The 17,160-nt window shown below is 62.7% G+C and carries 12 protein-coding genes; 7 read left to right on the forward strand and 5 right to left on the reverse strand.

The annotated features are described in order from the left end of the window. Positions 1-240 precede the first annotated feature (240 nt). Positions 241-747, forward strand: coding sequence for a hypothetical protein (locus GNX95_RS20205; protein WP_163508961.1), 507 nt, complete (start codon positions 241-243; stop codon positions 745-747). Next, positions 732-2,579: a DEAD/DEAH box helicase gene (locus GNX95_RS20210; protein WP_163508962.1), complete on the forward strand. Its 1,848-nt coding sequence runs from the start codon at positions 732-734 to the stop codon at positions 2,577-2,579. The genes GNX95_RS20205 and GNX95_RS20210 overlap by 16 nt, the downstream gene beginning before the upstream one ends. On the opposite strand, the gene GNX95_RS20215 is transcribed toward GNX95_RS20210, so the two are convergent. After that, the gene (locus tag GNX95_RS20215) at positions 2,576-3,913 is read right to left on the reverse strand and encodes an IS701 family transposase (RefSeq protein WP_425483885.1); all 1,338 of its coding nucleotides are present in this window, start codon (positions 3,911-3,913) and stop codon (positions 2,576-2,578) included. The genes GNX95_RS20210 and GNX95_RS20215 overlap by 4 nt on opposite strands. 44 nt (positions 3,914-3,957) lie before the next feature. Between GNX95_RS20215 and GNX95_RS20220 the strand changes: the two genes are divergently transcribed. Further along, positions 3,958-5,724, forward strand: coding sequence for a helicase-related protein (locus GNX95_RS20220; RefSeq protein ID WP_163508963.1), 1,767 nt, complete (start codon positions 3,958-3,960; stop codon positions 5,722-5,724). A 328-nt stretch (positions 5,725-6,052) separates the two neighbouring features. Next, on the forward strand, positions 6,053-7,438 hold the full coding sequence (locus GNX95_RS20225; RefSeq protein WP_163508964.1) for an AbiJ-related protein: 1,386 nt from the start codon (positions 6,053-6,055) through the stop codon (positions 7,436-7,438). A gap of 500 nt (positions 7,439-7,938) precedes the next feature. On the opposite strand, the gene GNX95_RS20230 is transcribed toward GNX95_RS20225, so the two are convergent. Both GNX95_RS20230 and GNX95_RS20235 read right to left on the reverse strand, forming a co-directional pair. After that, entirely contained in the window at positions 7,939-9,471 is a 1,533-nt protein-coding gene (locus GNX95_RS20230; RefSeq protein ID WP_163508965.1) for a site-specific integrase, read from the reverse strand. A 196-nt stretch (positions 9,472-9,667) separates the two neighbouring features. Beyond that, positions 9,668-10,015: a MerR family transcriptional regulator gene (locus GNX95_RS20235; protein WP_246281682.1), complete on the reverse strand. Its 348-nt coding sequence runs from the start codon at positions 10,013-10,015 to the stop codon at positions 9,668-9,670. 1,095 nt (positions 10,016-11,110) lie between these two features. Here GNX95_RS20235 and GNX95_RS20240 point away from each other — a divergent pair. Further along, a complete protein-coding gene (locus GNX95_RS20240; RefSeq protein ID WP_163508966.1) occupies positions 11,111-12,355 on the forward strand; it encodes a tyrosine-type recombinase/integrase in 1,245 nt (414 codons plus the stop codon). 116 nt (positions 12,356-12,471) lie between these two features. After that, positions 12,472-14,763 (forward strand): 2OG-Fe(II) oxygenase, encoded by a 2,292-nt coding sequence (locus GNX95_RS20245; RefSeq protein ID WP_163508967.1) that lies wholly within the window; start codon positions 12,472-12,474, stop codon positions 14,761-14,763. A 34-nt stretch (positions 14,764-14,797) separates the two neighbouring features. Here the strand turns inward: GNX95_RS20245 and GNX95_RS20250 are convergent, their stop codons facing one another. Both GNX95_RS20250 and GNX95_RS20255 read right to left on the reverse strand, forming a co-directional pair. Further along, on the reverse strand, positions 14,798-15,235 hold the full coding sequence (locus GNX95_RS20250) for a type II toxin-antitoxin system VapC family toxin (protein ID WP_163508968.1): 438 nt from the start codon (positions 15,233-15,235) through the stop codon (positions 14,798-14,800). Then, on the reverse strand, positions 15,232-15,474 hold the full coding sequence (locus tag GNX95_RS20255; RefSeq protein ID WP_222853775.1) for a type II toxin-antitoxin system VapB family antitoxin: 243 nt from the start codon (positions 15,472-15,474) through the stop codon (positions 15,232-15,234). Before GNX95_RS20255 ends, GNX95_RS20250 begins: the two co-directional genes overlap by 4 nt. A gap of 423 nt (positions 15,475-15,897) precedes the next feature. Here GNX95_RS20255 and GNX95_RS20260 point away from each other — a divergent pair, with 423 nt between their 5' ends. Further along, positions 15,898-17,070, forward strand: a complete 1,173-nt coding sequence (locus GNX95_RS20260) for a serine/threonine-protein kinase (protein ID WP_163508970.1) — start codon at positions 15,898-15,900, stop codon at positions 17,068-17,070. Positions 17,071-17,160: the final 90 nt, after the last annotated feature.

Below are 17,160 nucleotides of genomic sequence, written 5' to 3' on the forward strand. Positions count from 1 at the left end.
ATAATCGCAGAGGCGATCATGGAGTTCCGATGTGGAAAGTCACGGGCGTTTCCTTGTTGGCGAGCCGCAGCCCTGTCCGAGAACGCGGTATCCGTCGATGATCGAGAGCTCGTCTTATCATTTGTCGCATCTGTTTTTGGCCGACCCGAAGCGGTTGAGCCCTGCGACGCCGAGGTAAAAAAGAGCAAGAGTCACAACCATCTAGAGGGGTTCGTTGCGGAGTGGTTGTGGCATCTCATTATGAAAGAACAGCAGGCTGCACATCGTGAGCGTAGATACCTGAGTGAACCGAGTTACTCTGTAACAGAACAAGGCGAAGATGGCTTCGTGGTTTATGCACCGCCAGGCGCGAACGTATCGCTCTTCTTCAGGCTATGGGAGATAAAGAAACACAATACAGAAAATACAGCAGTCACTGCGACCGTGCGGCGCGCTTCGGACCAGCTCAATATTAGGGGTCTGCAGTATCTTGCCAAGCTCACCAGCGCTCATCGCCAGACAGACGGTGATCTCGGGCGGCTCTTCGCTGAACTGGGTGATCTGTGGATCAACGCAGACCCACGAGCGGGAGCCGGGGTCGGGGTTGCCACGAACACGTTAACACCTCCCGCTACGTGCTTCTCGCCGCTAGAGACCACCCTCGATCGGTTCGTCAATGCAGGGCAGCTTGAAGGGCTGCTTTGCGTGATCGAAGACTTCACGGAGTTCGCCGACGAAGTCAGGAGGATGGTATGGAGCGCGCTCTGAACCTGCCGGACCTCGTTGAGGCGCTTGGTGAACACCAGACGGACGTCTTGCCCTCGCCGCAAGAGTTGGCGAGTCTGATCGCCGACGTCGAAATACGGGCCTTCCGGGGAGATTTCGCCGTTGACGAGAGCCTCGAACGTGCCGCGTGGTACCTCCACGCTGTCGCCTCGGCAGCGGAAGCCGCCGAGCTGTACACACCTGCACGACAACGTCGGGCTTTCGCCGTAAGCGCACATGTCTTCGACTTGACCTTGGCAGACCCCCGTCATGATGCACGTCAACGCCTGAATCTCGCTTTCGGTGCACAGGTCGGCTACCGGCGGGCGGACCTCGACCCGAACGCGACAGCCGTGTATCGCCGTGTCTCGGATCTGCTGATCCGCAACGCTCCACTGGTCGATCACGTCGACACGCTGGCGATCGAGGCCGGTGTCGCCTTCCTCGGCCTCGATACGAGATTCCTGTTCCCCCTACTTCGCAGTTGGCGACGCCAACTCACCGAACTCGCCGCGACAGTCGAACTCGACGACCTGCAGACGACGATGTTTGGTCCGGCACAACAGATAGTGCGCGCGGTGTGGTCGCTGCTTCACTTCCTGGCGTTCGGCACCAGCAGCCAGCTTCCCGTAGCGCGAGCGGCCTTGGTGTCCGTCCTGGACGGTACTGCGGGAACCGGAGACCTCGACGCTCGCTGGGTCGCCGCGCACCTGTTGTCGATAGCCGATGGCCTTGAAACTGGCAGTCTCTACTCGATCCTTCCTCCCGGAACTCCGAACGCGGTGGCGCAGGCGTTTTGCCTCGCTGACCCACCGGTCCTGACTCTGTGGCCGCCTCAAAGGGAACTGCTTGAGCGGCCAGGAATGAATCCTTTGGATTCAGCCACCCGCCGGCTGCTCTTGTCGGTACCTACCAGTGCTGGGAAGACATTGCTCGCGCAGCTGATCATCTGCACTCACATCGCAACGCAGCCGGGTGGAGTCTGTTACGTCACGCCGTTGCGCAGCCTTGGACGGGAGATGCGGAAGGCGCTGTCGGCACGGCTCCGGGTCCTTAACCGCGAGTTGAGTGATGACAGCGACCTGTTCGACATCTCGTCCTTCTCGCACGACCCCTCCGATGTCGAGGTCACGACCCCCGAACGACTGATGCACTTGCTGCGCCATGACGCTGACGCCGTCATGCAGCGCTTTTCATTGTTCGTCATCGACGAAGCACACCTACTCGCGCAACCGGGGCGGGGGTTCACCGTCGAAGGACTGCTCACGTACCTCATGGCGGCAGACGTAAATCCGCGGATCGTGCTTCTGTCCGGCGTACTCGGGAATGCCGCCTCGCTCGCGTCCTGGCTTGACGCCGAGCGCCCAGAAGTACTGTTCACGTCTGATTGGCGGGGACCTCGCCGCCTCCATGCACTACTGAACACTCAGCCAGTCTGGGAAGCTGAAGTACGGAGTTCTCGCAATTCGGCCCAGTGGCCCATACGCGTTACTGTGCCACAGGTAGCGCAGTTCCGACTACGTCCCGCCGAGGCTGGGCCAGTTACAACACTGACGACGCGCCCTGAAGACCCACTTGGAAACTTGGTCCTCAAAGAAGACCTCCGCGGCAAACTAAGCAAGGACAGCGGTGGCACACCGGCGTACAAGATCTTCGCCGCAGCAGCATCAATACTGACGCACGCAGGCAGCTTGCTGATGATCGTCTCGTCGCGGACGATGGCTCGTGATGCCGCCAAGGCTTTGACAGACTATCTACCTCCGCGTGAATCCACGCGTGAGCTAGTCGAGTTTCTTCGCGAGCGGCTAGTACTCCAACCGCACTTCGTGATTTAGGCCTGTAGCGCCTGTTGTCGCTGGTAGTGGGCTTGCTTGGCGGTGGCTTGATGGTGTCGACGCCAGAGTGACCAATGGAGAACTTCGTTGACTGTTTGGCGGATGTGGATGACGAACGCGTTGAAGAGGCGGCGGATCTCGGCAAGTGTTAAGGGAATGACTGGCTTTCCGTTGACGATCGGCGACTGGGGAGCGGTTGCCGCGAGCGCGGTGAGGAATGCGTGCGCGAGCATGACCAGGACTGTCCATCGGTACCAGGAGATCCAGTGCCGGACCTGGTGGGCGTCCAGGCCGGTTTGCCCTTTACTGGTTTGGAAGTTCTCCTCTATTGGCCAACGCTGGCCGGCGACACCGACCAGAGTGGCCAGTTTGACCGGACGTGGTGAATAGCAGTGGTAGTAGGCCAGTTCCCCGGTGCTGATGCTGCGACGCACCAGCAGCCATTGGTGACCATCCTCGGCGGCGATGGGGACTCTGGCCCAGTCGTAGAGGCGCTGCCCTTTGGCGCCATCACCGGCCGAGTAGCGACCCCACCTGGAAGCGTCGAGGCCGGCGATCAGCGCGTCAGCGCGAACTCGCCGGCCATCTCCGGTATCTGCGTCAGTGGTCGGCACCAGATAGGAGCACGGCACGGCGAGCACGTAGCCGATCCGGGCCGCGGACAGGGTCTCACGCAGACCAGGATTTTGCCCGTACACCTCATCCGCTGTCGCCCATTTCGCCAGAACACCGGCATCCAGCGCGGCCAGGATCATCATCCTCGCCAGCTCCGGCTTGGTGGCGAACTCGATGTCCTCGGGAACCCCGGCGACAGCTCGACGGCCCTGGCAGCTGGGATCGTCGTCCATCCAGCTGCGCGGCAGATACAGTTCGCGATCGATGAAAGCGTGCCCACGTTTGGTGACGTAGCTGAGATAAACGGCGATCTGGCAGTTCTCGATCCGTCCCGCGGTGCCGGAGTACTGCCGCTGCACCCCGACTGTCTTATTGCCCTTCTTCAGATCTCCAGTCTCGTCAACGACCAGCACCGCGTCGGCATCAGCCAACCGGTCCACCACATAGGCACGCAGATCATCACGCACGCCATCCTGATCCCACGCCGCGTTGGCCAGCAGCCGTTGCATCCCATCCGGCCCCGTCTCACCTGCATGCTCGGCGATCGTCCAGCAGTTCTTCACGGGCATATCCGACAACAAACCAGCCAGGAACCGTTGGACCCTCAGACGAGGCTCCACCCGAAAGAACCGCGGCCCGATACTCGCGACCAGCTCATCGAACTCCGCCTGCCATCGGACCGGGTCCACCCCGTGTTCTACGCTGTGACCAGCGGCCACCGCAAAATCATTGGTTGTCTTCACAAACACTGCATGATCACGCGGTGGCCGCGCCATCTCACCACGCCACGCCGACGGCCCTCAAACCAAGATCACGAAGTGCGGCTGGAGTACTAGGTGACCAGCATCCGCTCATTTCCTGCGCGAAGCACGGCGTCGCCTACCACCACGCCGGGCTGCCTATAGATGTCCTTGACGCGATCGAGGAGGCGGTCCGGACCGAGATCGTCTTGGCGATCGTTTCTACGAGCACGTTGACCGACGGAGTAAACCTGCCGGTTCGGACCGTCGTGATCGCCGAGACTCGATTCGAAGGTCAGCATCCCGGAGCTCAACTCGGCGCCGCACGGCTCATGAACGCCATCGGACGAGCTGGGCGAGCCGGCCGCGAGTCCGAGGGCTGGATCGTGCTTGCGCTGCAGAAGCAGTCCGACCTCAAGGATTTCGACGAGCTCCGCCCCAACGACGAGGCACTCGAAGCCAACTCGACCCTTTTGGCAGAGGAGTCCCTTGCTGCACTGGCTGGTGCCGAAGAGCTCGTCGCCACCACATCTGACGCGATCTTTCGCCTCGCGCCGGACACGGCTGCGTCTGACTTCGTGTCGTACACCTGGTTTGTTCTGACGATGCTGCAGCCACTGTGGACACCGTTCGACGATCCCATCCAGATGGATATTGTCATCGGCAACCTTCTGGCCTTCCAACAGATGGACCCCGTGCTGCGGCAACGTTGGATGCAGCTCGCCGAGCAGGTTCGAGCCACGTATGAACGTACGAGCCCGGAACAACGGAGGCGTTGGACAGCCGCTGGGACATCGCTCGGTACTGCGGCGCGGCTCGATGCGATAACCCGCGAGGTAGTTGACGCGGTAGCCACGCGCGAAAGCGAGCTTCGCCAACTCGGGTCTACCATGCTCGATGACGTGTGGTACTGGCCGCTTAATGACACTATCCGTCTGCTGTCACAACAAGAAGTGCTCACGCGGCTACTGGCGCAACCGGAAGCAGGCAACTGCTGGAAGTTCTGGTCAACGAGAGCCAAGGGAGATGGAAACCTTATCCGTGTGTCCATTGTGGATGGACTGACGGGATGGGTAGATGGTCTTGACGTCCCCGCCCTTGCTGAACGGATTCTTCCGGGCCTGGCCGTCGAATGGCAGCTGGAACAGACTGTCGATGCCATCAGTTCGACATTCGAACACTACTTGGCTTGGACTGTCGGGGTGCTCATAGAACAAGCCAACGCTCGCCTTCATGAGATCGGTCTGGTAAGCCGCATTCGGCCAGACACTGCATGGTGTATCCGACACGGCGTCAACACCCCACATGCCCTGGCACTGCTCAATAAAGGAGTGCGTTCTCGTCGACTGGCGCATGTCATAGGAAGTGAGGCGCAGCGCCAAGGTGTCGAAGTCGACGACATTCGGTCCTGGCTTGCAGATATGCATATCCGAGGATGGCGAAGCACATTTGGCGCGGCGGCGCGCGAGGTGCTCGATCTCTTGCAGTTCATCCGGGCTCGCCGTAACAATGTTCTGCGGTCCCTGCTTGAGACAGGACAGGCCCAGGTGACGCTTCGCAGCGATCTTTCAATTGCCTATCAGACGCCGGAAACCGTCTATATTTCGCCAACGACCGACACGACCTCCGAACTGCAGATCGTAAGTGACTCTGGTCAAGCGGTCGCAGTTGTCGATGTCGATCTACATGCAGATGTCGATGCTGTCCTCATGAGCGGGCTTGACATCGTCATAACCATGCAAGGCCATGACCTGAACTTTATGGCTTCTGAGATCGTGGCGTCCGACTAGCAGGTGAGGAGGTTGATCGTTGATCGTGAAGAACCTGGCAAAGGGCAACTGTCCCTGCGGGGTCGCAGCATGCCGCAGCGACTGCAAGTCCGCGGTCGGTACGCTCCACAGCATTGGGCGCGCGGCGATTTCCTCCGTGTGCATGTCCGGTCGCGTGGACCTGGCAGCTTCCACCGAGGGCGGCTCACGCTCGACCTTTTCTCAGGGTGCACGATGAGGGTCACGGTGAAGACGGCGTACTCGTCGAGTCAGGTGAAACCGATCGCATTGACGCGACCGGCTGGGCCTGATGCTGTATCCACTTGCTGGTCCGGGGCTGGGGTCTGAGATGACAGCCGACCCGACTGAGGGAGATATCGATACTCACGACCTGGTCAGAGAGCTTGTGTCAAGTCTGCACCATCTCCGGCACGTCGACCTGGACGCAGTCGGGCCGGCGTTGGGGCTGGCCATCCCCCCGCAGCATCCGGATCCGTCGCAGGCCGGTGAAGTGAAGTCGTTGTCCAAACAGGAGCGGCTCGACCTGGCATTCGACGCTCTCGCACAGAATAACCACGAGGCCGTGTGTGCTCGCTTCCTCCAGCGCAGCGATCTGGCCATCGAATTGAGGCACCGAGTCGAGGATCTAATCTGGGAGCGAGAGAACTGGCCGCAGATCACCACCCGGACACGCCGCGACATCGCCGAAGCGCTCGACGCTTTCGATGCGATCTGGTTGGAGGCCGACGGGCTTCTCAACCTGGTCAAGCGGCACTGGGTGCCGCGCTCGCACGAGTGGTCGTTCGACCCCAAGGACCCTTACGAGCCGGTCGTGCGGCACATGTTCCGTTTCCCCAACGACTGGACGACGGTCGAGTTCTTCAAGGAAATCGGTGCTCTCGACGGTGGAGATCGCCGGTTCGCGCTGTTCCTGGAGGGATTGCTGTCCGGCTCGGTGAACCCGAGCGAGGCGCGACAGCGGAAGATGGCCGCGGCGATCTCGCCAATCCTTGCCCGTGCGGGCCTAAAGATCACGGAGTCCGGCTCGACTGACGGCTACCCAGCATTCGCGATCGTTGCCGCGGGAACCCGACCTCGGCCGGCTCAACTCATCCTCTTTGCCAGCCGGCACGGCAAGCCTGCGCTGCGACTGCGCGATGTGCTCGATCAGAGCATCGAAGTATTGACTGGAGATGACACCGTGCTCGCCTACGACGTCCCCGTCAGCGACCGCGGCCTGACCTGGCGGGACGTCGAGTCGTGGTGGTCGCACCGCAAGGGCATCTCCGCTGACCAGGCCAAGCTTGAGCTCTGGCGGCGCCTGGTGACAGTTTGCGCTGACGTGTCCCCCGTTCAGCATGCTCTCTTTACCACGTATTACGACTACGCGAAGGACCATGACCCACTGTTCGCGCTGCTGCCGGAGGTTTGGCTGCACTGGGACCCGGTCTCACGACGACAGCGCGGGGAGAACGCCTTCCTTGACCAACGCATGGACTTCCTAATGCTGTTGCCGGGGCTCAGACGAGTCGTGCTTGAGGTCGATGGGGAACAGCACTACGCGACCTCCTCCCGCCAACCAAGCCCCCGTATTTACAGCGAGACCACTCGCGGCGATCGCGACCTTCGCCTGACCGGATACGAGGTCTACCGCTTCAGTGGATACGAACTCAGCGAAGATCGAGCCACCAACACCGTCGCGGAGTTCTTCAACCGGCTCCTGGCTAGAATATGAACGGAGCATCAACGACCGGTTTGCTTTGCACAGCAGCCCTCTTTAACCCGATGACCTTGAGGAAGCGATCCAGGCAACGGATCACAAAACCGTGGCACAGCACGCCGAAGGACAGGGCATGACCTGCGGAAACGTCAACGCGATTCGATGTTGTGCCCCCAAATTCCGGGAAATCGACTCCGCATGTGCTCGAGCCAGCCGCCCTAACGATAAGTGATGGACGCCGATTCGCCATTTTCGCCTTGAAACAACCGCATCAGGTGTCTAACTGCGCTGAACGGCGGCGTGAAATCGCTACTCGATGTGATATCGGCAGGGCAATGGACTTTTAATCCGTTCAGGTAGGTTCAGGTACGTTGAGCGAACTCACGATCAATCTCCTGACCTGCGATTATGTGTCTCCGGTTATATATCCAACTCTGCTCGGTGTGCTCCGTCGCCGAGCAGTAGGCGGTGGCGTGAGTGCCGCCTTGTGTCGGGCAGTGTCGCTGAGGCGCCAATCATCTTCGCTGGACAGGTGATAGGGCCGGTGCTGTCGTGACGGAGAGCGCAACGGATTCTTCGGGATCGGAATCCGTTGGTGTGGGCTGAATGTAGTGCGGCACTTGCGCTGCCATAAGTTCGGCTGCCTGGATTGCGAGGTCGGGAATCGTGGTGCCGTAGCAGTCTTCGGTGAAGGCGTAGGTGGCGTGGCCGAGCAGTTCTTGGATCTGCCGGGTGTCGACGCGTGCTTCCCGGTTGCGGGTGGCGACGCCGTGCCGTAGGCCGTGCAGGCGGATGGGCGGCAGTTCGGCGGCGTTGGTGATTTCGTGGAATCGGATGCTGACTTTGGCGGGGGAGAGGGCGGTTCCGTCGGGTTGGGTGAAGACGAGGCCGGTGTCGGTCCATTCGTTTCTCGTGGTGCGTTGGCGTTGTTGGATGTGATGGCGACGTCGGAGGGCGGTGTGTGCGGCGGGGCCGAGGGGGATGACGCGTGCGCCGGCGCGGCTTTTGGGGGTGTCGATGATGATGGTGGAGCCGTTCTGGATGATCTGCTGGCTGATGGTTGCGGTCTGAGCGGTGTCGTCGATGTCGATCCAGCGCAGTCCGCAGGCTTCACCGCGGCGCAGGCCGCGGTAGGCGAGCAGGACGAACAGTTCGTACAGCGGGTCCTCGCGCGCGGCGTCGAGGAATCTTCCGGTGTGTCGCGCGGTCCACGTCATGACGGGCCCGGGAAGAGTTCTGGTTTGCTGCCAGGCACGGACACGCTCTGCGGTCCATTCCAGAGGTTTGGCTGGTGCGGCGGATGGTAGCTCGATGAGGGTGGCGACGTTGACGGTGATGAGCCGGTAGACGCGGATAGCATCGTTGAGTGCTTTGCGCAGGGTGGAGTTGATGCGGTGCATGGTTGCCGGCGCGGTGGCTCGTTGACCGCGGACGGCGGCCTTCTGCTCGGGTGTCCCGTTGGCTCGGACGCGTCGGACGTAGTCGCTGTGTTCGGTGATGGAGTCGAACATGGCCATGAGGTGTTCGGGTTGGAGCGTGTCGAGGAGATAGTGGCCAAGGTGAGGGATGAGGTGTACGCGGATGTGGCTGCCGTAGGAGGTTCGGGTGTTTTCCTTGATACGGCGCCGGTTGGCGATCCACATGCGTAGGTATGCCTCGACGGTGACGGAGGCGTTCAGCGCGGCGCCGGTGCTGACGCGGCGGCGTAGCTCCTCCACTGTCGGCAGGACCTGGCGCCGGCGTAGTCGTTCCTGGACGGTGTCGGCGATGGCGAGCGCGGTGGCGAGGTCGTTGGTGCCGAGTCGGAGCAGGGCGATGATGTGGTCGCGTTGTTCGCGTGCGGCGTCGGCGATGGGGAATCCGCATCGCCGCTCGTAGCGGCGCTTGCCGCCCATGCTGTGCGGGAGTTCGAGTTGGTAGCCCCAGCTTCCGTGAGCGCGGCTCCATCCGCCGCCTGGCCGTCGTAGCTTCGGGCATCGTGCGCCGAGCGGGATGCCGGTGGTCGCGTTGCAGCAGCCGCACTTTTTCATGATCGATCCGGGCGCCACCGAGTACCTCTGTGGCGCTGCAGATGTCGCGTACAGCAGTGTCGAGGCAGGCGGCGGAACGGCAGCCATCGTATGTGGAATCGCCGGCGTCGACGCTCGGGCTGGTTTGATGCGATTGGAGCTAGTCAGTTTGGTTCCGTTCCCTGAACGGTCGCGCGGACTCGATGTCGTCTTGTGGGTGCGAGTAGTGCGTGTTTCATGCTCGGGGCTGAAACGTGTCGACGATGAGACCGCTGCTTGCGGCCGGAGATGAGGATGGTGTGGTCGGTGGCGCCGGTTCGATGCCGATTGCCTGGAGGAGCGAGGGTACGGATACGCGGTATTTCCGGCTGAAGCGCAACACGGCGGCCGGGAATTGGTTGGTGCGGGCCAGTTCGTAGGCTTTGGTTTGCCCGATGCCGAGTATTTCGGCCGCGGTCATGAGGTCCGTGGTGACGCCAAGGGCGGTAATTCGGTCGATTGTCCAGCGCGGGACTTGGTCGGTCGGTGAGATGCCGGCTGTGGGATCAGGCATTGGGGTGAGGTGACTGCTGGTGCGTGGCATGGCGATTTCTCTTTCGTAAGAATAGATACAGGGTCGGCGCGGTCGGGATTGAGCATGTGCGTTGCTGGGGGTGCCGCGCGTTGTGGTCGTGAGAGATCCATTTGCGGCACCGTTGGAGACAATGAGGTTGATTCAATGTGCCGCCACGCGGGGCCTGCAGAATGCGAACCGCAGCGCCTGCGCGGCTCCACAACATTCTGGTGACGTGGCCGATATGCATCTGCGTTGACCCGATGGGGTTCGCCGACGGGTCATTCGCAACACGCCCTTCAACGTGATGATGCCACTGGTGAGCCGCTGCCGCAAACAGTGTTCCGGATGTAGGGCGACCACTGACGTGCCTGTACGCGCCGGGGAGGGAAACGGCGATACTGGACGATACGAGACGGCAGTAGTCGGCTTTTCTGTTTCGATACAGAACAAATCCGGTATTTTTTCGCTTTCTAAATCGCGGATCCGATCGCTATTAGGTCAGTGTCCGGGTCCTTACCCATGAGGAGTGACATTGACTATCACCACCAACCCCAACGTCCAATCCCGCATCGCCCCTGCGACGAGAGCAGCTACTCAGGCCGCGCGAGCAACCGTCGCGCGACGCTTCCACGGCGGCAGGTCGCGTAGCCGGTCCGTGCTCAGCCCGACAAGAGTCGACTGGTGACGCCGCCGCAGCGCCGCTTCGAGGACCATCCCGACGCTGAAGGCCGCCCGGCCGCGGCGACAGGCGGCGCCGACGAATCGGGTCTTGCTCCAGTGTTGCTGTTGCTGCCTTCTGAGGCGGCGCAACGACTGCGCGTGCTGGAGTCGTGGCTGCGCAGAAAAGCGGCCGCTGGCGCTGTCCCGTGCACGTTCGTGGGTAAGCATCTTCGGTTCTCCGAAGCCGACCTCCGCCAGATCGCCGCTTTGGGAGCGCGCCCCGCGCGGCCGGGTCGCGGGCGACCGCGGCAATGTGACCTGCCGCGTTGACGTTGACAGAGGTTGTCTGGTGGCTCGCATCGGTCGACTTGATCTTCGCCGCCGAGTTGAGCTGGATGGACGGCAACGCCCGGCCGGTTGGCCGACGTGTGAAGGGCAGCAGCGAACGGAGGCTGGCGGTCGATGGGCTGGGCTGAAAAACGAGGTCCAGGAAGCTATCGTGCCCGGTACACCAAGCCCGACGGCACACTTGGCTCCAAGAGCGGTTTCCGCACTCGTGGCGCGGCGCTGGACTACGCCAACGGCAGGGACAACCCCGCCGCAGGGGACGACGACCGTGACGACACCGCTGATCGGTTGCTGGTCCGGGTTTCCCGTCCTGCCAACAACAGGGAGTCGGTGATCCTCACGTTGGCCGAGTGGGCTCCGACCTGGCTGGACTCGATGGACGTGGCGATTCGGACCGAGGAAGGCTACCGGACCCGCCTGAAATGCCACATCCTGCCGGACTGGGGCGATTACCCGCTTGACGCGATCACCAACAGCGGCGTACGGGCCTGGGCAAAGAAACTCCGTGTCGCCGGGTACTCCCCGGTCACCGTCTCTGGGCTGACCAAAGCTCTTCGGTTGATGCTCAGCGACGCCGTCGACGAAGGCATTTTGAAAGCAAACCCAGTCCAACTGCGCCGCCGCGGTCGCCGGGAGCACGTATCCGTGACCGAACGCGTCTGGGCTACACCCGAGCAGGCGATGCGGTTCGCCGTCAACGCTGCGATGTTGGACAGCCCGACCGCCGGCGTGTTGGCGCTGACGGCTGCCTGGACTGGCGCGCGTTGGGGCGAACTCGCCGGGCTACAGCGAATGAACGTCCATCTCGACGAGGACGGCAGTGGTCGCATCGTGATCGATCCCAAGATCGGTTCGCTCCATGAAACCGACTCCGGCAGGCTCATGCTCGGCCCGCCCAAGACCGCCAAATCGGCCCGTACGATCGCCTTGCCACCCACGCTGGCGAAGGTGCTTCGCAACCACCTTGATATGTGCCGAGGCAGTTTCGTTTTCACTGGCCGTGACGGCGGGTTGTTGCGGCGCAGCAACGTCTCACGCCGGGTCACTCGTCCAGCAGTTGACGGCACCCTGCATCTCACGCGTCCCCGTATCAAGATCGAGGGCGCCTGCCCTGGGCTGACCATGCATGGTTTCCGACATGGTCACAAGACATGGATGATCGCCGACGGCATACCCGAGGCCGCGCAAGGCCTGCGTCTCGGTCACGAACAAGCCGACCAGATCCGCGAGGTCTATTCACACGTCGAAGAAGCCATCGAACAAAAGCTGCTCGACTGCCTAGAAAACCGGTGGAGCAGGGCCATCGCGGCTCTTGGCGAGAATATCAATCTCACTCATAGATGGCTCAATGCCGCCTGAATATCTGCTCGCGCCGCTCCGGTGCTTCGACGTTTCGGAATCAGCCAAAGCTTTGTCCTGCACGGAGCGGTGTCCTCGAGGCCATGGTGAAACATGACGGCTCTAGGCTGGGGCGTATGGCGATGACGGCGCGGGAACGACTGGCGCGAGAGCTCGGTGGTTCCGAACAGGCTGGGTCGTTCAGCGCACAAATGCTGGCACCTGCTCATCTTCTGCAGCTTCAGGTGTCGGGTGTCGGGCCGGTTAGTCTTCCGATCCGAGCGGCTCTGGCGAAGAAGCTGATCGCGGCGGCGCGACCGGCGATGTTCGGGCGGGGAGAGGAGACGCTGACTGACACCAGTGTCCGCGATACGTGGGAGCTCACCCCCGATCAGGTCGCGCTTGGCGGGTCTGATTGGGCGGCGTTGATGGCTCGTGCGTTGGAGCATTTTCGTGATGAGCTTGGCCTTCCTTTGACGACTCGCTTGCGGGTCGAGCTGCACTCGATGTTGGTTTACGGCAAAGGGCAGTTCTTTCTTCCCCACCAGGATTCGGAAAAAGACGATGCCATGGTGGGCACGTTGGTGGTGTCGCTGCCATCTGTCCATACCGGCGGTGAACTGGTCATCGACCACGCGGGGGAGCGCAAGACGTTTCGCGCGTCGAAGGAGGAGTTGACCTTCGTCGTGTTCTACTGTGACTGTCGTCATCAGGTGATGCCTGTCCGGTCCGGGTATCGGGTGACGCTGACATTTAACCTTCTCGCTGATGCCAGGGTGCCGGCCGCGGAGGTTGGCCCGATCGCCGAGGTGACGCATTGCCTGACCGAGCACTTCAGCGGGCCGGCGACCCCTTCGTACGGAGGCCGCGACCTTGCCCCACCGAACCGGTTGGTCGTACTGCTCGACCATGAGTACACCCAGCGAGGGTTGAACTGGCGCTGCCTCAAGGGCGCCGACGTGGGACGTGCTGCTCTGCTGCGAGCGGCAGCGGAGCAGGCCGGGTGCGACGCGGTGCTGGCGCTGGCCGAGGTCAAGGAGACCTGGGACGCCCTGCCCGTCGGCGACGATCCATGGGATGGGTCATGGGATGGGTCATGGGATGGTGACTACGACGAGACCGAGCCAGGCGAGGGCGCCGATGACTTCGAGCTCAATGAGCTGATCGACGACGAGATCACCCTCACGTGGTGGACCGCCCCGGACGGCGCCGGAGGCGAGCCGATCTCGCTGTACGTCCCCGACCACGAGGCGTGTGCTGCCACCTCAAGCGCGCATCTGGAGCCGTATCAGTCGGAGTACGAGGGTTATATGGGCAACTACGGCAACACGCTGGATCGGTGGTACCGGCGGGCCGCGATTGTCCTGTGGCCGCGGGAACGGGCCTTCGCGGCGCGCGCCGAGGCCAGCTCGCTGTGGGCTCTGCAGCAGCTCCGCGACCGCATCGAAGCCGGAGATCTGGAGGGTGCGAATGCGGCCGCTGAGTCGCTCGCGCCGTTCTGGACAAGGACGGCAGCGCAGGCCGGCCTACTCGGCCTTTGTCTGCAGGTAGCGGCGGGCTTGAGCGTTGCCGAGACGGCATCAATGCTGCTGGAGCCGTTCCACATTGAGATGATCACGCACGAGCAGGTGGCCGGACTGGTAGCGGTGGCCCGCCGATACGGCGATGAGTGGACGCGGAACGTCGTCGATGGATGGTTCGGGACGCACCGCTACTACGGAGCCGACCGTGGCGAGTGGGTCAACAAAAAGTTGGCGGAGCTGTGCGCGACGTTGCGTACGGCCGGCAGTCCGGGCGTGGCGCGGCTGCTGGGTGCCGGTGCGTGGCGCTGGATGGATCGCGAGCTGCGGCGCTGGACGACCACCGCGGGAAGCAAGATCCGGCAGCCGCAGCTGGAGATGCTGAGCACGCCGTTTGCGCGACTGGTGGAGGCGGCGGACGACAAGCTACGCGACGAGATCATCGGCGCGCTGCGCGAGTACGACGACAGCGTCCTGGAGTGCACGTTTCCAGCGCTGCGGCTGGCCGGCGCGTCGCCAGCTGTCGGGCTCGACGCGGTTGCGCGGGACTGCGCGGGTCGGCTCGGCAAGATTGTCGCGCGGCCGCTACGTGAAGACGACGATTGGTCGATCGAATGGACCGGTTGTGGGTGTGAGCTCTGCGCCACGCTGGCGACGTTCCTCGGCTCTCGTACGCGCCAGACGCTGGAGTGGCCGCTGGTCACAGCTGGACGCCGGCATGTGCATTCTCAGATCGACGCGGCAGAGCTGCCGGTGCGGCACCAAACCCGGCGGCAGGGGCGACCGTACACGTTGGTTTTGGTGAAAACCGACGAACTGTTCAGTCGGGCCGTGGAGGCGCGGCATAAGGCGGTAATGGACCTGGCGTGGCTGGCCTCGACCTGGGACAACGCCACGCTGCGGACGTAACCACGGCTCAAGCGTGCCTCTTGGGTGGGTTCGTTCAGGTGACGAGCGGGTTTCGTACGGCAACGGCGGTGCTGAAGCGCCCGAAGTCGCGGTCGGCTGACCACAGTTCGCGTACGCCATGCGCGGCACAGAGCGCGGCGATCCTCGCGTCGTGAACCATCGGGCCCACGACCTTGCCGTTGGCGAGCAGGGCCTTCAGCTGTTTCCAGTACCCCGCGGGCTCGGCCAGCAGCGTCAGTGTCGGTGCCGCCAGCCAGGCGTCGAGTTGGTCGATGGCCTGGTCCCGCGTGCTGGGTGGGTCGTAGATCTTCGGATGGGTGGCGATGGCGAAGAACTCGTGCACGCACGGCCATGGGATGGCCCAGCCGGATCGTCCTTCGGCGAGGCTTTTGACCAGATCGGCCGCGGCGGCGTGGAAGTCGGAGTCGCAGCGATGCGCGTAGACGAGGATGTTGGTGTCGACGGCGATCATGCCGGCTGCTGGTAGATCTCGTCGCGGATTTGCTCCCAATGCGCGCCGCGGAACTCTGGCTGCAGGCCGCGGCCATCCACACTCGCATCCGTCAAGACGAATGGCGGCTCGCCGGTGCGCTGCCTGATCACGGTGCGCAGTCCAGCCTCAATCAGCGCCTTCAGTGTCGTGTGCTGCCGTTGCGCGAGCTCCTGCGCCTCCCGTATCAGCTCATCCGGCAGGTTCACGGTCGTCTTCATATGGCGGACCATACCATGACAGCCGTACGCCCATACAGCTGTCAGATGCCTCGACGTTAGCGTCGATTTCTTCGAGTACGCCTTGGTCTTGTTTGAAATCGACGAGCTTTCAGCCGCGCTGTGGGCGCGCGGCGCAGGCCGATGCCGCCCCTGCGTGGCTGACCTCGACGTGAGGCGGCACCACGCTCCGAACCTAGCCATGGCCAGGCCTGATGGCGCGCCCTCGCCTCTGTTGTTCCGTCCAGCGGCGTGAACGGCCCGGTCATGAACGGCAGCAGATCTGCCGCATGGTGGACTGGCGCGTCATGGTCGACACATCAAGTGCCGGGAAGCAAGGTCACGTGAGCCGCACGCACGCTAAGTTATGAGCGAAGAGTGACCGGGCGAGTTGAATGAGTGTTGGAACGAGGAGCGACAAGGCGCATGAGCGGTCCACCCGCGCAAATAGGCCGTTACCTGGTGGAACGTCAACTGGGTTCTGGCGGTATGGGCGAGGTCTACCTGGCGTACTCACCAGCCGGCGATCCGGTCGCTGTCAAGTTGATTCGGACTGATCGATTGGACCCTGTCACGCGGGCACGATTCGAGAAGGAGGCTCAGATCGCTCGCACCATCATCGGTACGAACCGGGTAGCCAAGTTTCTCGACGCGGACCCGTACGCCGATCGTCCGTGGCTGGCAATGGAATACATCGCCGGCGACACGCTGCTTGCTCATGTCGACGCACATGGTCCACTGTCAGCACCTATGATCGCGAGCTTGGGAGCCCTGCTCTCCGAAGGACTGGCCGCGGTCCACGATGCCAAGCTGTTGCACCGGGACATCAAGCCGCAGAACGTAATCATGGGTGAGTACGGCCCGATTCTGATCGATTTCGGTCTCGGAGCGTTCCTGGATGCGGGCAAGGAGTCAATTGCCAGCAGCGGCATGATCATCGGAACCGTACGTTGCATGGCTCCTGAACAGGCAACTGGCAATTCGAGCGACGTCACCACTGCCGCAGACGTGTATGGCTTGGGTTCCGTCTTGCTCTACGCGGCGACCGGACACTACCCGTACGAAGGTCTGCGTTGGGAGGCCATCGTCGCCCAGGTGCGGGACCCAACCGAGCTCCCCGACCTGCATGGGCTACCAGACCCGCTGCTGCCGATCGTTTCTTCGATGCTTGCGTACGACCCGGATAGTCGGCCTCACCTGGCTGCAGTCACCAGCGAATGCGCGAGGTTGCTCACGGAGTTCGGGATGTCGCCGGCAGATGCCCGCTACGCCTTGCTTGACCGGACGACCAAGGGGCCGGGAGCCGAGACCCGGAACTCCCCATCGGCAGCGCTGCCAGAACGACTGGGCGTACCCGCGATTGGCCTCGCCGCCGCGGTGAGCATCGACAGCCCACTCGATCGTCCGGTCCAAGCATACGAGGATGCCGACGACGCGACATCGGTCGACGCCCTCATCGAAAAAGGAGCGCCGAGAGACGTGGTACGGGGCGAACCGGAGCCGTTCGCGGCCTCGGACTCGCGCCGCCGCAGGCAACCGGCCTCGGAACGTGTCGCAGAGGAACTGCGGAAGAAGTACGACGTACAGCCTGGCTTGTAGGAAAAGTCCGATCTCCAGGTCCGGCGGTCAGGTGAACAGGAGAAGCCGTGCGTTGCGGCTGGTGAGGAGCACAGCGGGGTGACGGGGCAT

Origin of the sequence: Fodinicola acaciae, assembly GCF_010993745.1 — a bacterium.
In the GTDB taxonomy this organism is placed as follows: Bacteria; Actinomycetota; Actinomycetes; order Mycobacteriales; family HKI-0501; genus Fodinicola; species Fodinicola acaciae.